Origin of the sequence: Streptomyces sp. NPDC092370, from assembly GCF_044755265.1 — a bacterium.
Taxonomy (GTDB): Bacteria; Actinomycetota; Actinomycetes; order Streptomycetales; family Streptomycetaceae; genus Streptomyces.
In genome coordinates, this window is the sequence record NZ_JBIVQO010000008.1 from 320,329 (window position 1) to 336,555 (window position 16,227).

At 71.8% G+C, this 16,227-nt stretch carries 11 protein-coding genes and 2 pseudogenes; 8 read left to right on the forward strand and 5 right to left on the reverse strand.

The annotated features are described in order from the left end of the window. Positions 1 to 51 precede the first annotated feature (51 nt). Positions 52 to 1,788, forward strand: coding sequence for a protein kinase (locus ACIQHQ_RS25085; RefSeq protein ID WP_402615358.1), 1,737 nt, complete (start codon positions 52 to 54; stop codon positions 1,786 to 1,788). Positions 1,789 to 1,875: 87 nt separating this feature from the next. Further along, the gene (locus tag ACIQHQ_RS25090) at positions 1,876 to 3,078 is read left to right on the forward strand and encodes a protein kinase (RefSeq protein WP_402615242.1); all 1,203 of its coding nucleotides are present in this window, start codon (positions 1,876 to 1,878) and stop codon (positions 3,076 to 3,078) included. Between the two features lie 230 nt (positions 3,079 to 3,308). Here the strand turns inward: ACIQHQ_RS25090 and ACIQHQ_RS25095 are convergent, their stop codons facing one another. Then, positions 3,309 to 3,449, reverse strand: coding sequence for a hypothetical protein (locus ACIQHQ_RS25095; RefSeq protein WP_402615245.1), 141 nt, complete (start codon positions 3,447 to 3,449; stop codon positions 3,309 to 3,311). A 129-nt stretch (positions 3,450 to 3,578) separates the two neighbouring features. Here ACIQHQ_RS25095 and ACIQHQ_RS25100 point away from each other — a divergent pair, with 129 nt between their 5' ends. The 3 genes from ACIQHQ_RS25100 (at position 3,579) to ACIQHQ_RS25110 (ending at position 9,430) form a co-directional block, all read left to right on the forward strand. Further along, positions 3,579 to 5,831 carry a protein kinase gene (locus ACIQHQ_RS25100; protein WP_402615248.1) on the forward strand — a complete coding sequence of 751 codons (2,253 nt, stop codon included), beginning with the start codon at positions 3,579 to 3,581 and terminating at the stop codon, positions 5,829 to 5,831. Positions 5,832 to 5,968: 137 nt separating this feature from the next. Continuing rightward, the gene (locus ACIQHQ_RS25105; protein WP_402615251.1) at positions 5,969 to 7,606 is read left to right on the forward strand and encodes a succinic semialdehyde dehydrogenase; all 1,638 of its coding nucleotides are present in this window, start codon (positions 5,969 to 5,971) and stop codon (positions 7,604 to 7,606) included. A 36-nt stretch (positions 7,607 to 7,642) separates the two neighbouring features. Beyond that, positions 7,643 to 9,430: a GMC family oxidoreductase N-terminal domain-containing protein gene (locus ACIQHQ_RS25110; RefSeq protein ID WP_402615253.1), complete on the forward strand. Its 1,788-nt coding sequence runs from the start codon at positions 7,643 to 7,645 to the stop codon at positions 9,428 to 9,430. 103 nt (positions 9,431 to 9,533) lie between these two features. On the opposite strand, the gene ACIQHQ_RS25115 is transcribed toward ACIQHQ_RS25110, so the two are convergent. After that, entirely contained in the window at positions 9,534 to 10,520 is a 987-nt protein-coding gene (locus tag ACIQHQ_RS25115; protein ID WP_402615255.1) for an LAETG motif-containing sortase-dependent surface protein, read from the reverse strand. Between the two features lie 474 nt (positions 10,521 to 10,994). On the opposite strand from ACIQHQ_RS25115, the gene ACIQHQ_RS25120 reads away from it, so the two are divergent. Beyond that, entirely contained in the window at positions 10,995 to 11,243 is a 249-nt protein-coding gene (locus ACIQHQ_RS25120; protein ID WP_402615258.1) for a hypothetical protein, read from the forward strand. 513 nt (positions 11,244 to 11,756) lie between these two features. On the opposite strand, the pseudogene ACIQHQ_RS25125 reads toward ACIQHQ_RS25120, so the two are convergent. Next, positions 11,757 to 12,047 (reverse strand): annotated as a pseudogene (locus ACIQHQ_RS25125) (chorismate mutase); the annotation flags it as partial. Positions 12,048 to 12,368: 321 nt separating this feature from the next. Between ACIQHQ_RS25125 and guaA the strand changes: the two are divergent. After that, on the forward strand, positions 12,369 to 13,949 hold the full coding sequence (guaA, locus tag ACIQHQ_RS25130; protein ID WP_402615261.1) for a glutamine-hydrolyzing GMP synthase: 1,581 nt from the start codon (positions 12,369 to 12,371) through the stop codon (positions 13,947 to 13,949). Between the two features lie 8 nt (positions 13,950 to 13,957). On the opposite strand, the gene ACIQHQ_RS25135 is transcribed toward guaA, so the two are convergent. Next, the gene (locus ACIQHQ_RS25135; protein WP_402615360.1) at positions 13,958 to 14,431 is read right to left on the reverse strand and encodes a pyridoxamine 5'-phosphate oxidase family protein; all 474 of its coding nucleotides are present in this window, start codon (positions 14,429 to 14,431) and stop codon (positions 13,958 to 13,960) included. Between the two features lie 430 nt (positions 14,432 to 14,861). Here ACIQHQ_RS25135 and ACIQHQ_RS25140 point away from each other — a divergent pair, with 430 nt between their 5' ends. Next, positions 14,862 to 15,656: a class II aldolase/adducin family protein gene (locus ACIQHQ_RS25140; protein WP_402615263.1), complete on the forward strand. Its 795-nt coding sequence runs from the start codon at positions 14,862 to 14,864 to the stop codon at positions 15,654 to 15,656. Between the two features lie 234 nt (positions 15,657 to 15,890). On the opposite strand, the pseudogene ACIQHQ_RS25145 reads toward ACIQHQ_RS25140, so the two are convergent. Further along, positions 15,891 to 16,073: pseudogene (locus tag ACIQHQ_RS25145) on the reverse strand (DUF4429 domain-containing protein); the annotation flags it as partial. Positions 16,074 to 16,227 lie beyond the last annotated feature (154 nt).

Consider the following 16,227-nt stretch of genomic DNA (forward strand, 5'->3'; position numbering starts at 1 on the left):
AGGGTCTTTACGCTGACCCTGTCAAGACCATTGCGGGGCAACGTGAATCAGATGCAGGGCCTGCTCGTCGCGGGCCGCTACCGGCTGGCCGAATCCATCGGCAGTGGCGGCATGGGCCGGGTCTGGCGTGCACATGACGAGGTGCTGCACCGGTCGGTCGCCATCAAGGAGTTGACGGCCGCCCTCTACGTCTCCGAGAGCGAGCAGGCGATCCTGCTGGCCCGCACCCGGGCCGAGGCGCGTGCCGCGGCACGGATCAACCACTCCGCGGTCGTCACGGTGCACGACGTGCTGGAGCACGACGGCCGCCCCTGGATCGTCATGGAGCTGGTCGAGGGCCGCTCCCTGGCCGACGCGGTCAAGGAGGAGGGCCGCGTCGAGCCGCGTGAGGCGGCGCGCATAGGGCTCTGGGTGCTGCGGGCCCTGCGCGCCGCGCACACCGCCGGCGTCCTGCACCGTGACATCAAGCCGGGCAACGTGCTCCTCGCCCGCGACCGCCGGGTGCTGCTCACCGACTTCGGCATCGCCCAGATCGAGGGTGACACGACCATCACGCGGACCGGAGAGGTCGTCGGCTCGGTCGACTACTTGGCGCCCGAGCGCGTCCGCGGCCACGACCCCGGCCCGTCCTCCGACCTCTGGGCGCTCGGCGCGACGCTCTACACGGCGGTGGAAGGCCGGTCGCCGTTCCGCCGCACGACACCGCTGACCACCATGCAGGCCGTGGTCGAGGAGGAGGCCGCCGAGCTCCGGCACGCCGGTCCGCTCGCGCCCGTCATCACCGCCCTGCTGCGCAAGGATCCGGGCACCCGGCCCGGCGCGGCCGAGGCCGAACAGATGCTCGCCGAGGCCGCGGAGGGGCGGCGGCCGAGCGGCGCACAGGCGTATGTGCCGACGCAGTACGGGGGCACCGCGCCGTACCGGGACGCCCACAGCGGCACGGGGGCGGGGGCCGCCACCTCCACGGGGACGTCCGGCACCGGCCCGCTCGGCACGGGTCGGCTCAACACCGGCTCGGGTTCGCACACCGGCACACCGCTCCCGCCGCTGGCCGGCACCCCGGCCACCGGGACGGCCCCGGCCGGCACTCCGCCCTACGGTCCCACCGTGAACGCCCCGATGGCCACCGGCCCGCAGCCGGCCGGGCCGGGGAAGCGGCGCCGACTGCGCACCCTCGCCCTCGTCGTCGCTCTCGCCGCCATCATCGGCGGGGGCACGGCCGTGGTGCTCCAGCAGTGGAACGAGAGCCGGACGTCGCAGGGCGACGGGTCCGCCTCGCAGACGTCCGAGAGCACGGAGCAGTCCGGGGGGTCGGTTCCGGCCGACTGGGTCCGCTACGACGACCCCGCCGGGTTCAGCCTCCACCTGCCCAAGGGCTGGAAGCGCAAGCCCTTCGGCCCGCAGGGCGAGCTCAAGCAGATCGACTACACCCCGGACGGCGGCCGACACTTCGTCCGCGTCGCCATCGACGAGTCACCGGACTTCGCCGACGCCAAGTCCCACCAGGAGGATCTCGAGCAGCAGGTCCAGAGGCTGGTCGACTACGAGCGCGTGACCATGGAGGAGAACACCTACCGGGACTGCAAGGGCTCGCTGTGGGAGTACACCTGGACGGCGCTGGCCAAGGATCCGCCCTATGTCGCCGGGCCGCGCCACGCCGTCGAGGAGACGTACTTCTCGCGGGACGGCGCCGAGTACGCGATCTACATGTCGGCACCGGAGGAGGACTGGGCGAAGACGAGCCGGCAGTTCAAGTGGGTCCTGCAAGGCTGGCAGCAGCCGAGGTAGGCACCACGGCAGCCCGAAGCTCTGCGTGGCGTCGGGCGGCGACCGGATTTCGTGGGCGCTGACGACGTCTGCGGCATGATGGGGCGCATGGGGACCGAGGGGGCCAACTTCCGTGTGATCGCGGGGCGTTACCGCCTGGAGCAGAAACTCGGTCGCGGTGGCATGGGCGTGGTCTGGCGGGCGACCGACCAACTGCTCGGCCGGGGCGTGGCCGTCAAGGAGCTCCCCTACGACGAGACGCTCTCCGTCGCGGAGGCGCGCCGGCAGCGGGACCGGACGCTGCGCGAGGCCCGGGCCGTCGCCCAGCTGAGCCACCCGCACATCATCGTCGTCCACGATGTCGTCGAGGACGACGAACGCCCGTACATCGTCATGGAGTTGATCGAGGGCGGTTCGCTCGCCGACCGGCTGGCCCAGCATGGCCCCGTCGACGCCGGTGAGGCCGCCCGCATCGGCATCGCCCTGCTCGGCGCACTGCGCGCCGCGCACGCGGCCGGAGTCCTGCACCGCGACCTCAAACCGGACAACGTGCTACTGGAGACCGGCACCGACCGGGTCGTCCTCACCGACTTCGGCATCGCCCAGGTCGCGGGCACCCCCACACTCACCGAGAACGGGGCGTTCGTCGGCTCACCCGAGTACACCGCGCCCGAGCGGATGTCCGGGGTCAGGACCGGGCCCGAGTCCGACCTTTGGTCACTGGGTGCGCTGCTGTGCGCGGCCCTCAGCGGGGAATCGCCCTTCCACCGCGATTCGCTCGGTGGCATCCTGCACGCGGTCGTCGTGGGCGATATCCAGCCGCCCGCACAGGCCGGGCCGCTCCTGCCCGTCGTCCACGGCCTGTTGGAGCGCGATCCGGACCGACGGCTGGACGCGGACCGGGCGGAGCGAATGCTGCGGGCCTTCCGTGACACGGGCCGTACGCCGCTGTCGCCGCCGCCCGGGTACGCGCCGACGGTGGGGGACACGCCGCGCGGACGTCCGCAGGATCCCGAAGCGCCCCAGCCTTTCCCGGACGGCCCGGGCCGTCCGTACGAACCGTTCCTCCGGCAGCCCGCGCGGCGGGTGCTCATCGCAGCGCTGCTGGTCGCCGCGATGGCGGGGGCGGGGGTGTCCGCGGCGGCCCTGCTCAGAGGGGACGGCAGCGGGGGCGGCGTCCCCACGCCGACGAGTTCGGCGCCCAGGACACCGAAGACGCCGGAGACGGCGGAGACACCGAGGGCGCCGAGGTCGTCGGAGGCGCCGACGCCCCGGCCGGCCTCGCCGAGCACTCCCGTGCGCGTGCCCTGAGCGCCGCGCCCCGAACCGCCCCCTAGGGGGAGAAAACCCCAGCCCGAAGTCACGGGTCCGTGACCGGCGCGCATCCTTCGTGGCTACGCGAGCGGTTGGCACGATGTGGATGAACCATGAGCGACAACGGGGGAGCCCGATCCGGGGCCGACGAGCCGACGAGTTCCGTACCGCAACCGCCGAACCGGCAGGCGCCGGTACCGGGCAATCCGTACGCGACGCCGTCCACGTCACCCACCCAGGCCGTGCCACCCCAGTTCGTCCAGTCCGCCCACCCGCCCGAGGGCCGCGGTTCCGGGCGGCTCATCGCCGGTCGTCACCGGCTGCTGGCGAAGCTCGGGCACGGCGGGATGGGCACGGTGGCGGGCCAAGGGCGAGACGGTGGACCGGGAGGTCGCCGTCAAGGAGCCCCGCCTCCCCAAAGACCTGATCCCGCTTCCCCAACACCCCGGAGACGACCCGCGTCGACAAGAATGCGTCCCGCGGGGTACTGATGGGGCATGAGCAACGACGGGGGCGGGACGGACGACGTCCGGGGCCGGATCATCGGCGGGCGGTACCGGCTGATCGAGCGCATCGGCTCCGGCGGGACGGGCTCCGTCTGGCGCGCCCATGACGAGGTCGCGCAGCGCGAAGTCGCCGTCAAGCAGCCTCGGTTGCCGGGCGGGCCGGAGGACGAGAGTCACCGGCGGGCCGCGCACCGGCTCCACCGCGAGGCCCGCGCCGCCGCCCGCGTCGACCATCCCGCCGCCGTCACCATCCACGACGTGGTCGTCGAGGCGGAGCGGCGGGACGAACGTCCGGGACCCAAGGGCCCCGACGAGCTCGACGCGGCCGAGGCGCTGGACGGACTCCCGTGGATCGTCATGGAGTTGGTGCCCGGCGAGTCCCTGCACGAGACGCTCCGGCGCGGCCCGGTCGACGCCACCGAAGCCGCCCGTATCGGCCTCGCCGTCCTCGGAGCGCTGCGCGCCGCGCACTCCGTCGGCATCGTGCACCGGGACGTGAAGCCCGCCAACGTGCTGCTCGGCCCGGACCGGCGCGTCGTCGTCACCGATTTCGGCATCGCCCAAGGGCAGGGCGAGGGCACGCTCACCGCGTGTGGGGAGTCCGCCGGCTCGCTGGAGTTCGTCGCGCCCGAGCGGATGTCCGGCCGCATCGCCGGGCCGGCCTCCGACCTGTGGTCCCTGGGCGTTCTGCTGTACGCGGCCGTCGAGGGTTCCTCCCCCTTCCTGCGGACCACGCCGGAGGCCACGCTCGCCGCGATCCCCGGCGCCGAGCCGCCCGAGCCGAAGTCGGCGGGGCCCCTGGGGCCGCTGATAGCGCGGCTGTTGGTGCCGGACCCCGGTCGGCGTCCGGACGCCGAGGAGGTCGCGAAGGAGCTGGAGGCGGTGGCGCGACCCACCTCGACGCAGGCGGCGCCACAAGCGGCCGAGCAGCCACGGATGCCCGACGAGCAGACCGCGGCACCATTCGGCCCCGCGCCCGCCGCACAGCCCGGTGTGCCCGCCGCGCGGCCCGGCGATCTCGCGCCCGCCGCAACGCCGGGCGTGCCCGCCGCTCAGTCCGTCGGCCCGGTGCCCGGCGGCCCTGCACCCATCGCACAGCGCGGTGGCCCTGGGCCCGGTGGACGGCCCGGCGATCCCGTGCCCGGCGAACGACAGCCCGGCGCTCCGGTGCCCGCCGTACAGCCCGGCGGCCTGGCATCCGCCGTGCAGCCCGGCGTTCCCGCCGTACAGCCCGGCGGCCTGGCATCCCCCGTGCAGCCCGGCGTTCCCGCTGTGAGGCCCGATGGCCCCGCGCCCGTCGTACAGCCCGGTGTTCCCGCCGTGAGGCCCGATGGCCCCGCGTCCGTCGTACAGCCCGGTGTTCCCGCCGCGCGGCCCGATGGCCCCGCGCCCGTCGTACAGCCCGGTGTTCCCGCCGCGCGGCCCGATGGCCCCGCGCCCGCCGTGCAGCCGGACCCCATGGCCCCCGCACCCCCCGCACCCGCACTCACCGGACACCCCGGCCCTCTGCCCGCGACCTCGCCGGCTCCCGGCCCTCCGGCCGGAGCCTCGCCGGGCCCCGGCCCCCTTCCCGCCACCCCGCCGGCCCCCGCTCCCCCAAGCTCACCCGGCTCTCCATCCGCCACCTCGCCCATCCCCCTCCCGCGGGCAGACCCCCCGCACCCCAAGCGCCAAAACCTCCTCCGCTCCAGCCCCCTCGCGCTCCTCGGCGCGTTGTTCTCCGGTGGCATGGGGGCCGTCACCCAGCTCGTCGAGACCAGCAGTGCCGAGGATGCCCAACGGGCCGCCGACGTGACGGACGCCTGGACTGCGCACCCCGAGCCGGACATGGCGGCCGTCCTCCACCTCCCGCGCCACTACCGCCCGCTGGACCGGTCCGGCGGTGTTTCCGGCCGGCCCCGCACGGCGCTCTACGGCGACGAGCGGACCGGAGCGATCCAGGTTCGTCTCCTCTCCTGGGACGAGGCCCCGGCCTCCCCGATGGATCGGGTCAGGGAGGGGGAGGAGGCCGGTGGGCAGACGCGGTACACCCGCACCCGCGTCCAGGGCTGGGAAGCCGCCCTCGCCGACACCACGTACCTGCGGGGCGAGACTCCCAGGCGGGTCCTGCGGATGGTGGTCCGCACCGGGGACGACCGCATGTACGAACTGCGGGTCGACATGCCCAAGGGCACACCCGAGGAGGAGGAAGGCGCCTCGGTGTTCCAGGGCGCTCAGGACCGGCTCAGGATCGTGAAAGCCTGAACCACACCCGCCGGTCACCGCACAACGTCCTGATCAGCGCATTTGTTGCCAGCAGTCACTGGCGTCGTGTGTGTACTCGGTGAAGTCGTGTTACTGACGGGTACCCAAAGTCTCCGTCGCGGCATACCCTGCGGCTCATGACGGACGCGCAGGCCCCCGAGAAGACGGCAGTGACCGGCACGGTACAGACCGGCACGAACCCCCTCGCCCCCGCCCCGGAGGGCGCCCGCACCGCAGCGGACGTGGTCACGCCCGAGTTGATCGCCCAGCTCACCAAGGGCGTCGCCGGCTCCGGCCGGACCGCCAACCACACGCCGTTCACCGGCGAGAAGCTGGCCGATCTCCCCGAGTCGACGCCCGAGGACGTGGCGAAGGCCTTCGAACAGGCCCGCGCCGCACAGGCCGTGTGGGCGCAGATGCCCGTACGGCAGCGAGCCGCCGTCCTGCTCCGCTTCCACGACCTGATGCTGGAGCGCCAGGCCGAGGTCCTCGACCTCATCCAGCTGGAGACCGGCAAGGCCCGCCTGCACGCCCACGAGGAGGTGCAGGCCGTCGCGGTCTCCGCCCGGCACTACGGCCGAAAGGCCCCGGCCTACCTCCGGCCCAAGCGGCACGCCGGCGCCATGCCGACCCTCACCAAGGTCACCGAACTGCGCCACCCGCGCGGCGTCGTCGGCCAGATCGCCCCCTGGAACTACCCCCTGGAACTGTCCGTCGGTGACGCGCTCCCGGCCTTCGTGGCGGGCAACGCGGTCGTCATGAAGCCGGACACCGAGACCTGCCTGACCGCCCTGTGGGCCCGCGACCTGCTCATCGAGGCAGGGCTGCCCGCCGACGTCTTCCAGGTCGTCCTCGGCGACGGCCCGGTCGTCGGCCCCGAGGTCGTCCGGCACGCCGACTACGTCTCCTTCACCGGCTCCACCCGCACCGGCCGCGAGGTCGCCCAGGGCGCCGCCGCCCGGCTGATCGGCGTCTCCCTCGAACTCGGCGGCAAAAACGCCATGCTGGTGCTGGAGGACGCCGACATCGAGAAGGCCGCGGCCGGTGCCGTCCGGGCCTGCTTCTCCTCCGCCGGGCAGCTGTGCATCTCCATCGAGCGGCTGTACGTCCACGAGTCCATCGCGGACGCCTTCCTGCAGCGCTTCGCCGCCCGCACGAAGGCCATCCGCCTCGGCACGTCCCTGGCGTACGGGGCCGACATGGGTTCCCTGGTCGGCGAACGCCAGCTGGAGACCGTCACGCGGCATGTCGAGGAGGCCGTCGCCAAGGGCGCGAGGGTCGTCGCGGGCGGGGTGGCGCGCCCGGACATCGGCCCCTACTTCTTCGAGCCCACGATCCTCGACGGCGTCGCCACGGACATGTCCGTCTGCACGGAGGAGACCTTCGGCCCGGTCGTCTCGGTCTACCGCTTCACCGACGAGGACGAGGTGATCGACCGCGCCAACGCCACGGCGTACGGCCTGAACTCCTCGGTCTGGACGAGGAACGGCCGCCGGGGCCGGGAGGTCGCGGCCCGCCTGCGCACCGGCACGGTCAACATCAACGAGGGCTACGCCCCCGCCTACGGCAGCGTCCAGTCCCCGATGGGCGGCATGAAGGACTCGGGCCTCGGCCGCCGCCACGGCTCCGAGGGCATCCTCAAGTACACCGAGGCCCAGACGGTCGCCCACCAGCGCGTGCTCCCCATGGCCCCCTCGCTGGGCATGGACGACGAGAAGTACGCCCAGTTCATGAGCCGCAGCCTCCGCCTGATGAAGGCGTTCAGGTTCCGCTAGACCAACCGCACTGCACACTCGAAGGGGAGACGGCACGTGCCTCAGGACGCTTACGACTACGACGTCATCGTCGTGGGTTCCGGATTCGGCGGCTCGGTGACCGCCCTGCGCCTCACGGAGAAGGGCTACCGCGTAGGCGTCCTGGAGGCGGGCCGGCGCTTCACCCGAGAGACCCTCCCCAAGAACTCCTGGGACCTCAAGAACTACCTCTGGGCCCCGAAGCTCGGCATGTACGGCATCCAGCGCATCCACCTGCTGGGCAACGTCATGGTCCTGGCGGGCGCGGGCGTCGGCGGCGGCTCCCTCAACTACGCCAACACCCTCTACGTCCCGCCGAAGCCGTTCTTCGAGGACCCCCAGTGGCGTGACATCACCGACTGGCAGGAGGAGCTGAAGCCGTACTACGACCAGGCCCGCCGCATGCTGGGCGTACGGCTCAACCCGACCATGACGTCCTCGGACGTCCATCTGAAGGCCGCCGCGGAGCGGATGGGCTGCGCCGACTCCTTCCACATGGCTCCGGTCGGCGTCTTCTTCGGCGACGGCGAAGACGCCGACGGCACGGTGAAGGCCAAGCCCGGCCAGGAGGTGCCCGACCCGTACTTCGGCGGCGCGGGCCCGTCCCGCAGGGCCTGCGCGGAGTGCGGCGAGTGCATGACCGGCTGCCGCCACGGCGCGAAGAACACCCTCAACGAGAACTACCTGCACCTCGCCGAGAAGGCCGGCGCGGTCGTCCACCCCATGACGACGGTCGTGTCGCTCACCGACGACTCGCGCGGCGGCTACGCCGTCGCCACCCTGCCCACCGACGACCGCGGCAAGAAGAAGGGCCGCACCTACACGGCCCGCCGGGTCGTCCTCGCGGCCGGCACCTACGGCACCCAGACGCTGCTGCACCGTATGAAGGCGGGCGGCCAGCTGCCCCACCTCTCCGACAGGCTGGGGGAGCTGACCCGCACCAACTCCGAGGCCCTGGTCGGCGCCCAGACCGACGACCGGCGCTACCGCAAGGCGCACGGCGCGCCGAAGGCCGACTTCACGCGGGGCGTGGCCATCACATCCTCGATCCACCCGGACGCGAACACCCACATCGAGCCGGTCCGTTACGGCAAGGGCTCCAATGCGATGGGCAGCCTGTCCATCCTCCAGGTGCCTTACGCCGGGACGAACTCGGGTGCCTCGCGGGTCCTGGGCTTCCTCGCCAACGCCGCGAGGCACCCGCTGCTGGTGCTGCGCTCCCTGTCGAACCGCCGCTGGTCGGAGCGGACCATCATCGGCCTGGTGATGCAGTCGCTGGACAACTCCCTGACGACGTACGTGAAACCGTCGGGTGTGGGCCGCGGCCTGCTCACCGCCCGGCAGGGCCACGGAGCCCCCAACCCCAAGCAGATCAAGGCGGCGACGGAAAGCGCCTCGGCGCTGGCCGCCGAGATCAACGGTTTCGCCGGCTCCAACGTCGGTGAGCTGATGGGCACCCCGCTCACGGCCCACTTCCTGGGCGGCTGCCCCATCGGCGACTCCCGCGAGTCCGGCGTGATCGACCCGTACCACCGCCTCTACGGCCACCCCGGCATCTCGGTCGTCGACGGCGCGGCGGTCTCCGCCAACCTGGGCGTCAACCCGTCCCTCACCATCACCGCCCAGGCCGAGCGGGCGATGTCGTACTGGCCCAACAAGGGCGAGCCCGACGCGCGTCCGCAGCAGGGCGCGGCCTACGAGCGTCTCCAGCCGGTCGAGCCGAAGTCCCCGGCGGTCCCGGCGGAGGCGTTCGGCGCGCTGCGGCTGCCGTTCCTCGGCATGCCGGCCGTACCGCCGAAGAACTGAGCAGAGGAAAGCGACAGAGGAATACGGAAGAGGGACCTGCGCCCCCCTCCGAGCGCAGGTCCCTCTTCTGCTTGGTGCGGCGGCCTGTACCGGCCGCTGTGGCTTACGCCTGCACGCCGGCCTTGCGGCGACGCACGACGAAGATCGCGCCGGCACCGGCGACGACCGCGGCACCGCCGACGAGGCTGATCACCGGCAGGGCGGAGCTGGAGCCGGTCTCGGCGAGGCTGCCGGTGACCTCCGGCGTGTTGCCGCTCGGCTTCTCGTCGGTGACGGGCGCCTTGCCGCCTTCCTGCGGCTTGGTGCCGCCGGTGTCCGTACCCGAGGAGACGATCTGGAACTTGTACGACACGTCGCCGAAGCCGGTGCACTCGTCGTCGTTGTCGCCGTAGATCGTCGCGCCGAGCGAGAAGCCGGCGCCGACCGGGGCGGACTTGCCGACGTTGAGGCGCAGCGGGATGTTCACCTCGTACCCGGGCTTCAGCTCGTCGGTGTAGCCGACGTAACCGACGGCGTAGCCGCCCTCGTTGAGGTCGACCCAGATCTTGTCCTGGGGGTCCCAGGCCTGAAGCCGGACCTGCTTGCTGGAGAACAGCTCCTCGCCGTTCTCGTCGGGGGAGGCCCCGGCGAAGAAGTCGAGGTCGTTCAGCGTGGAGTCGGAGTTGTTCGACACGTTCAGCGAGAACTTGTGCCAGCCGCTGCCCGCCGCGATCTTGCCGGGCAGACCGGAGATGCCGACGTCGACCTTGGTGTCCGCACACAGCGAGGGCTCGGGGTCGGGGGACTCCGACTCCTCGGGCTCGGAGGCACTCGGCGCCGGGGAGGACTGGCTCGCGGAGGCGCTCGGCGAGCTGGACGTCTCGGGAGCGGACTCGCTCACGGAGGTGCTCGGAGCCGGCGACGTCTCGGGAGCGGACTCGCTCACGGAGGTGCTCGGAGCCGGCGACGTCTCGGAGGCGGACTCGCTCACGGACGCGCTCGGCGGGGGCGTCGTTTCGTCGGTGGCGTACGCGGCCGGTGCCGCGAGCAGTGCCACCGGGGCGATGACCGCCGTAGCGGCCGCTGCTGCCATGGCGCGGCGAAGCTTCATGAAGACCTCGGAGAGTCCGGCGTACCGCGAGGTGCGGCACGAACGTTGGGGGAGGCCTCCGCGTGTGGGGCGCGGGAGTGGCCCTTGGTTCGGCAGGTTTGATCCGTAGGACCTGTGAATGGTTGTGCTGGCATTCACAGAATCCTTATGTGGGCTGAGTCACACACAAGGGCTTCTTCTGAAGGTGCTTTCCACCCCGACTCAGAGCTTGACCGCGTCTGAGGAGACGTCCGGCGCCCACGCGGGACCAGCCGTTCTCCGGCTTGCCGGACGAGCGCTGGACCGACGGCCAGGCCGGCATCGTCCTGCCCGGGGCCAACGCCGTCGGCCCGGTCCTTGAGGGCCGGGTGGAAGTGGCGCTCGAGCTGACGAAGGAGCTGCTGGTGGGGGGTCGACCTCGATCCGGCACACTCCGCGGGGCACGCCCCGGGGCCGCGTTCCGCGTCCTCGGCCCCAAGCAGTCCGAACTCCTCGGTGACCTCGACAACCGGGCTGCGCTCCCCGAGCATGAAGCACGACCCGGTCACCCTGTTCAGCCGCTTCGGCCCCGATGAGACAGGCAACTCCTCCTGCTTCGTCCGCGACGGCTACCCGCACCCGGAGTTCCCGTCGTACAGGTCCGCCGGCCCGTACCCGAGCGGCCCGGCCGCGGACCTGTACGACCGCAGCAAGGACATCGGCCACGGCGACGGCGATGAAGGCGGCACGCTGACCCACACCTGAGCAGAGCGGAAGGGCCCCGCGGGATGGAGCCGTGGGGCCCTTCTTCTCGTCAGCACCGACGTCAGGGCAGGGTCGGTGCCGGGAAGCGGCGCCGGGGGGTAGCGCCGCTGGTCTGTGCCTCTGGAAGGGCGGCACGCGGCTGCTCGCGGGGGACTTGGGCGGTGTACGCATCGTGCTGGGTGAACGTGGCGCTTGCAACCGTTTGACCCAGAATGGTGTATTTGTGCAGTCCGCCGGTCGGCCCCGGGCGTCCCCGGAGCCGACCGTTCTCTTGGGTGACCGGACTGCTGTCCCCTGCCGTCCGGTCACTTCCCTGGAGCGAGGTCCCACGACGCACGGCATGATCCGTGCGTCTCATCGCCCCAGTGAGCCACGCGTGGTTCCTTCGGGCCCGCGCCTGGCTGGCACGGACACCGGGACCAACGAGGTCGTGCCGGGGTGGTCACGCGCCGTACGGGTGAGAGGGATGCGCACCTCTGTCCCGGGAACACCGGTCCCAGTCGCGGGGCGGCTTCAGATCCTGCCGCGGCACAGCTCCAGCAGGGTCATCGCGAGCGCGGTGCCCGGCTTGCCCAGTGCCTCCCTGTAGTGGCCGAGGACGTCCATCTCGCGGGAGAGGTTCACGCGTCGGCCGCCGGAGGCGATCCGCGCCTCCTGGATGACGGCCGAGACGGCCGCCCGTTCCTGGATCAGGCCGATGATCCGGTCGTCGAGCGCGTCGATCCGCTCGCGCGCTCCGGTGATCACGCCGGCGGCCTCGGGCGTACGTGCGCCGGTCACGTCGATGGCGGTCATAAGGGGCTCCTGGTGGTCAGGGGCTGCCCCGGGGCGACAGGGCCCGGACTACGACAGACGCCCCGGGCCTTGTCGGCCCGGGGCGCCTGGGAAGTCGCTTGTCAGTAGCTCAAGCAGCACGACCATGGCGTCCGGCGGGCCGGATGCCATAGGTAAAGACGAACGTCTGGTGCTTGAACATGGGGGCAAGTATGCACCGCGCCGGAGAGGCGTCCAAGCCGGTTCGCATCCTGAGACGGGACGGCTGCCCGGCACACGGAAACAGCCGCACGGCCCCCCGGTAGAATCGGATGGCACAAGGACCCCCGCCCCACCGCCGGAAGGCACCCCGTGTCATCAGCGACTCCCGCTGCCAACGCCGCCGACACCGTCCTGGTCGTCGACTTCGGTGCGCAGTACGCCCAGCTCATCGCCCGTCGTGTCCGCGAGGCGCGGGTCTACAGCGAGATCGTGCCGAGCACCATGCCGGTCCAGGAGATGCTCGCCAAGAACCCCGCGGCGATCATCCTCTCCGGCGGCCCCTCGTCGGTCTACGAAGAGGGCGCCCCCAGCCTGGACCGTGCGATCTTCGAGGCCGACGTCCCCGTCTTCGGCATGTGCTACGGCTTCCAGCTGATGGCGCGGACCCTCGGCGGCACCGTCGACAACACCGGCGCCCGTGAGTACGGCCGCACCGACCTGCACGTCTCCAAGGTGTCCTCCACCCTCTTCGAGGGCACCCCGGCCGAGCAGGCCGTCTGGATGTCGCACGGCGACGCCTGCTCCGCCGCCCCCGAGGGCTTCTCCGTCACCGCCTCCACGGACGTCGTGCCGGTCGCCGCCTTCGAGAACGACGAGAAGAAGCTCTACGGCGTCCAGTACCACCCCGAGGTGATGCACTCCACGCACGGGCAGCAGGTGCTGGAGCACTTCCTCTACCGGGGCGCGGGCCTGACCCCGTCCTGGACCACGGGCAACGTGATCGAGGAGCAGGTCGCCGCGATCCGCGAGCAGGTCGGCGACAAGCGCGCCATCTGCGGCCTGTCCGGCGGTGTGGACTCGGCGGTCGCCGCGGCCCTCGTCCAGAAGGCCATCGGCTCCCAGCTGACCTGCGTGTACGTCGACCACGGCCTGATGCGCAAGGGCGAGACCGAGCAGGTCGAGAAGGACTTTGTCGCGGCGACCGGCGTGCAGCTGAAGGTCGTGGACGCTCAGGAGCGGTTCCTCAAGGCGCTGGCCGGGGTCTCCGACCCCGAAGAGAAGCGGAAGATCATCGGCCGCGAGTTCATCCGGGTCTTCGAGCAGGCCCAGGCCGAGATCATCGCCGACGAGGGCCCGGCCGTGGAGTTCCTCGTCCAGGGCACGCTCTACCCGGACGTCGTCGAGTCCGGCGGCGGCACCGGCACGGCCAACATCAAGTCCCACCACAACGTGGGCGGCCTGCCCGAGGATCTCGAGTTCCAGCTGATCGAGCCGCTGCGCAAGCTCTTCAAGGACGAGGTCCGCATGGTCGGCCAGGAGCTCGGCCTGCCGGAGGAGATCGTCCAGCGCCAGCCCTTCCCCGGCCCGGGCCTCGGCATCCGCATCGTCGGCGAGGTCACCAAGGAGCGCCTGGACCTGCTGCGCGAGGCCGACGCCATCGCCCGCGAGGAGCTGACGGCGGCCGGCCTCGACCGCGACATCTGGCAGTGCCCGGTGGTCCTGCTCGCCGACGTCCGCAGCGTCGGCGTCCAGGGCGACGGCCGCACCTACGGTCACCCGATCGTGCTGCGTCCCGTCTCGTCCGAGGACGCCATGACGGCCGACTGGTCGCGCCTGCCCTACGAGATCCTCGCCCGGATCTCCACCCGGATCACCAACGAGGTCAAGGACGTCAACCGCGTCGTCCTCGACGTCACCTCCAAGCCGCCGGGCACCATCGAGTGGGAGTGACCCCCTGCCTAGGTGCGCTTGATCGTGCGCAGGGGCGCGCCGGGCGTCCAGACCTGGACGACGAGGTACGTGTCGTCCTCGACGTAGGTGCGTACGACCTCCGTCAGCTCGGCGCGGAAGAGGTGGAACGGCTCCGGCGGTTCCACCTCTTCGACGTATCCGGCCTTCGTCTCCCCATCGTCGACCTCGATCGCCCGGCCGCTGATCCGGACGTCGCCGCCGCCCATGCCCGTGCCCTCCCCGGGGTTCGACTGGAGTGCGAAGCGTGAGTCGCGGCGCAGGTCGAGGGCCTTGAGTGAACCCGGCAGCATGCCGAGCCACAGTTCGCCGCTCAGGAACCGCACCTCCAGACCGCTGGTGCGGGGCGAACCGTCCTTGCGCACAGTGGCGAGGATGTGGTGGGTGAAGGCGCCGAAACGCTTCTCTACCGTGTGGGCCAGATCCGGTTCGGCGGTGGTGAATGCCGCCCAGTTCGTTGTCATACGGAGAGTGTGGCGTCGAAATCCGACATCCTCCGTCAGGTATCGGTCCCGGTGCCGGCCCGTGTCATGCGGCTCCGTGTGCGGGGCGGAAGTACCCCACGCACGCACACCCGCGTACCGGAAGCCGAAGCGCTCGGCGACATGGGCGAGCGCACCGGCCGTCTCGGTGTCGCCCGCGGCGACGATCTCGATGCCGTCCCGGGTCGCGATCTGCCGCATGAAGGGCTTGAGGTGGCGGTCGATGCTCAAGGAGAGGTCCGATGGTGCTGTTCCGCGCCGGCCGCAACCGGACGCCGCATGCTTTGTTCGTGACACCAGACCCATGCGCCCCGCAGGGGTTGCGCGGATCATCTTCACGGAACACCTCTGTTCACCCCACCTCACCGGCGGTAGCTTCCGCCCCTAGAACAACCCCAGTGCCGGAGGAAACATGCACGGGCCCACGCCGCCTGACCCGGTTCCCACCGACCGCCTGCAGTTCGCGATGCCGCCGATGCACGAGTCGGTCGAGGACGAGCGCCGGCACCGCAAGGAACGCCTCGCGGGCGCCCTCCGGATCTTCGGCCGGCTTGGCTACGAGGACGGCGTCTCCGGGCACATCACCGCCCGCGACCCGGAGTACTCCGACTGCTTCTGGGTCAACCCGTTCGGGATGCCCTTCCGGCACGTCACCGTGAGCGACCTCGTGCTCGCCAACCAGGACGGCCAGGTCGTCGAGGGCCGGTACCACGTCAACCAGGCGGCCTTCACCGTGCACGCCCAGGTCCACGCCGCCCGGCCCGACGTCGTCGCCGTCGCCCACTGCCACTCCGTGCACGGCCGGGCGCTCGCGGCCCTGGGCGAGCTGCTGGAGCCGATCACCCAGGAGAGCTGCGCCTTCTACGAGGATCACGCCCTCTACGACACGTACACCGGCGTCTCCGTCGACGCCGAGGAGGGGCGGCGCATCGCAGCCGTGCTCGGCTCCCGCAAGGCGCTCGTGCTGCGCAACCACGGGTTGCTGACCGTCGGCGACTCGGTGGACGCGGCGGCCTGGTGGTTCGTGTCCATGGAGCGCTCCTGCCAGGTGCAACTGACGGCCCAGGCGGCCGGGCGCCCGGTCCGGATCGACCACCGGATGGCGGTGGCGACACGGGAGCAGCTGGGTGGGGACCTCGTGGCGTGGATCAACTACCAGCCGATGTGGGAGGACGTCAGCCGCAGCGAGCCGGGTCTGCTGGGCTAGGGCCCGTCGTCTGGCTCAGGTCGCGGGGAATCGGCGGTGCTTCCCCATGCGGGTGAGCCCCGCTGCGGCGGCCTGATCCACATGACAGGCCCCCTGGGCCTCTCACAAGCCGCGCAGCACCGCTGCCTTCGACCTCGCGAACTCCTCCTCGGTGAGGACGCCGTCACGGTGCGGCCGGCCCGGCTCGCGAGTCGGCGCAGCAGTACGGCATGGGGGTCCGAGGCGGAGGGCGGCACGTGGGCGCGGCCGCAGCCGTCCTCGCCTCCGTTCGGGTTCCAGGACGATGCCCGAGACCGCCGTGAACGGCATGGTGATCTTCCCGTACCTCCGCCGGAACAGCGGAACGCAGCGGTGCGGGCCGGGCGTGATCCGGATCGTGTCGCCGTCGAAGGCCCGGGTCCCGTCACGCTGGATGATCTCGGCCCTGGGGGAATTCTCCCAGCCGGGTCAACACGGCACGTCGAACTTCACCCGTGTTGACCAGACCGGTCGGACGCGAACCGGGTGGTGTAGGGCACAATTCGCTGTCGGCGCAGGGGAGTTGTACAGCGGTGTTTCCGGGGTCCGGAAG

What these genes read in the sequence shown, in the direction of transcription:
- ACIQHQ_RS25085 (WP_402615358.1), top strand. Translation starts at nt 52, where the DNA reads ATGCAGGGCCTGCTCGTCGCGGGCCGCTACCGGCTGGCCGAATCCATC.
- ACIQHQ_RS25090 (WP_402615242.1), top strand. Translation starts at nt 1,876, where the DNA reads ATGGGGACCGAGGGGGCCAACTTCCGTGTGATCGCGGGGCGTTACCGC.
- ACIQHQ_RS25100 (WP_402615248.1), top strand. Translation starts at nt 3,579, where the DNA reads ATGAGCAACGACGGGGGCGGGACGGACGACGTCCGGGGCCGGATCATC.
- ACIQHQ_RS25105 (WP_402615251.1), top strand. Translation starts at nt 5,969, where the DNA reads ATGACGGACGCGCAGGCCCCCGAGAAGACGGCAGTGACCGGCACGGTA.
- ACIQHQ_RS25115 (WP_402615255.1), bottom strand. Translation starts at nt 10,520, where the DNA reads ATGAAGCTTCGCCGCGCCATGGCAGCAGCGGCCGCTACGGCGGTCATC.
- ACIQHQ_RS25135 (WP_402615360.1), bottom strand. Translation starts at nt 14,431, where the DNA reads ATGACAACGAACTGGGCGGCATTCACCACCGCCGAACCGGATCTGGCC.
- ACIQHQ_RS25140 (WP_402615263.1), top strand. Translation starts at nt 14,862, where the DNA reads ATGCACGGGCCCACGCCGCCTGACCCGGTTCCCACCGACCGCCTGCAG.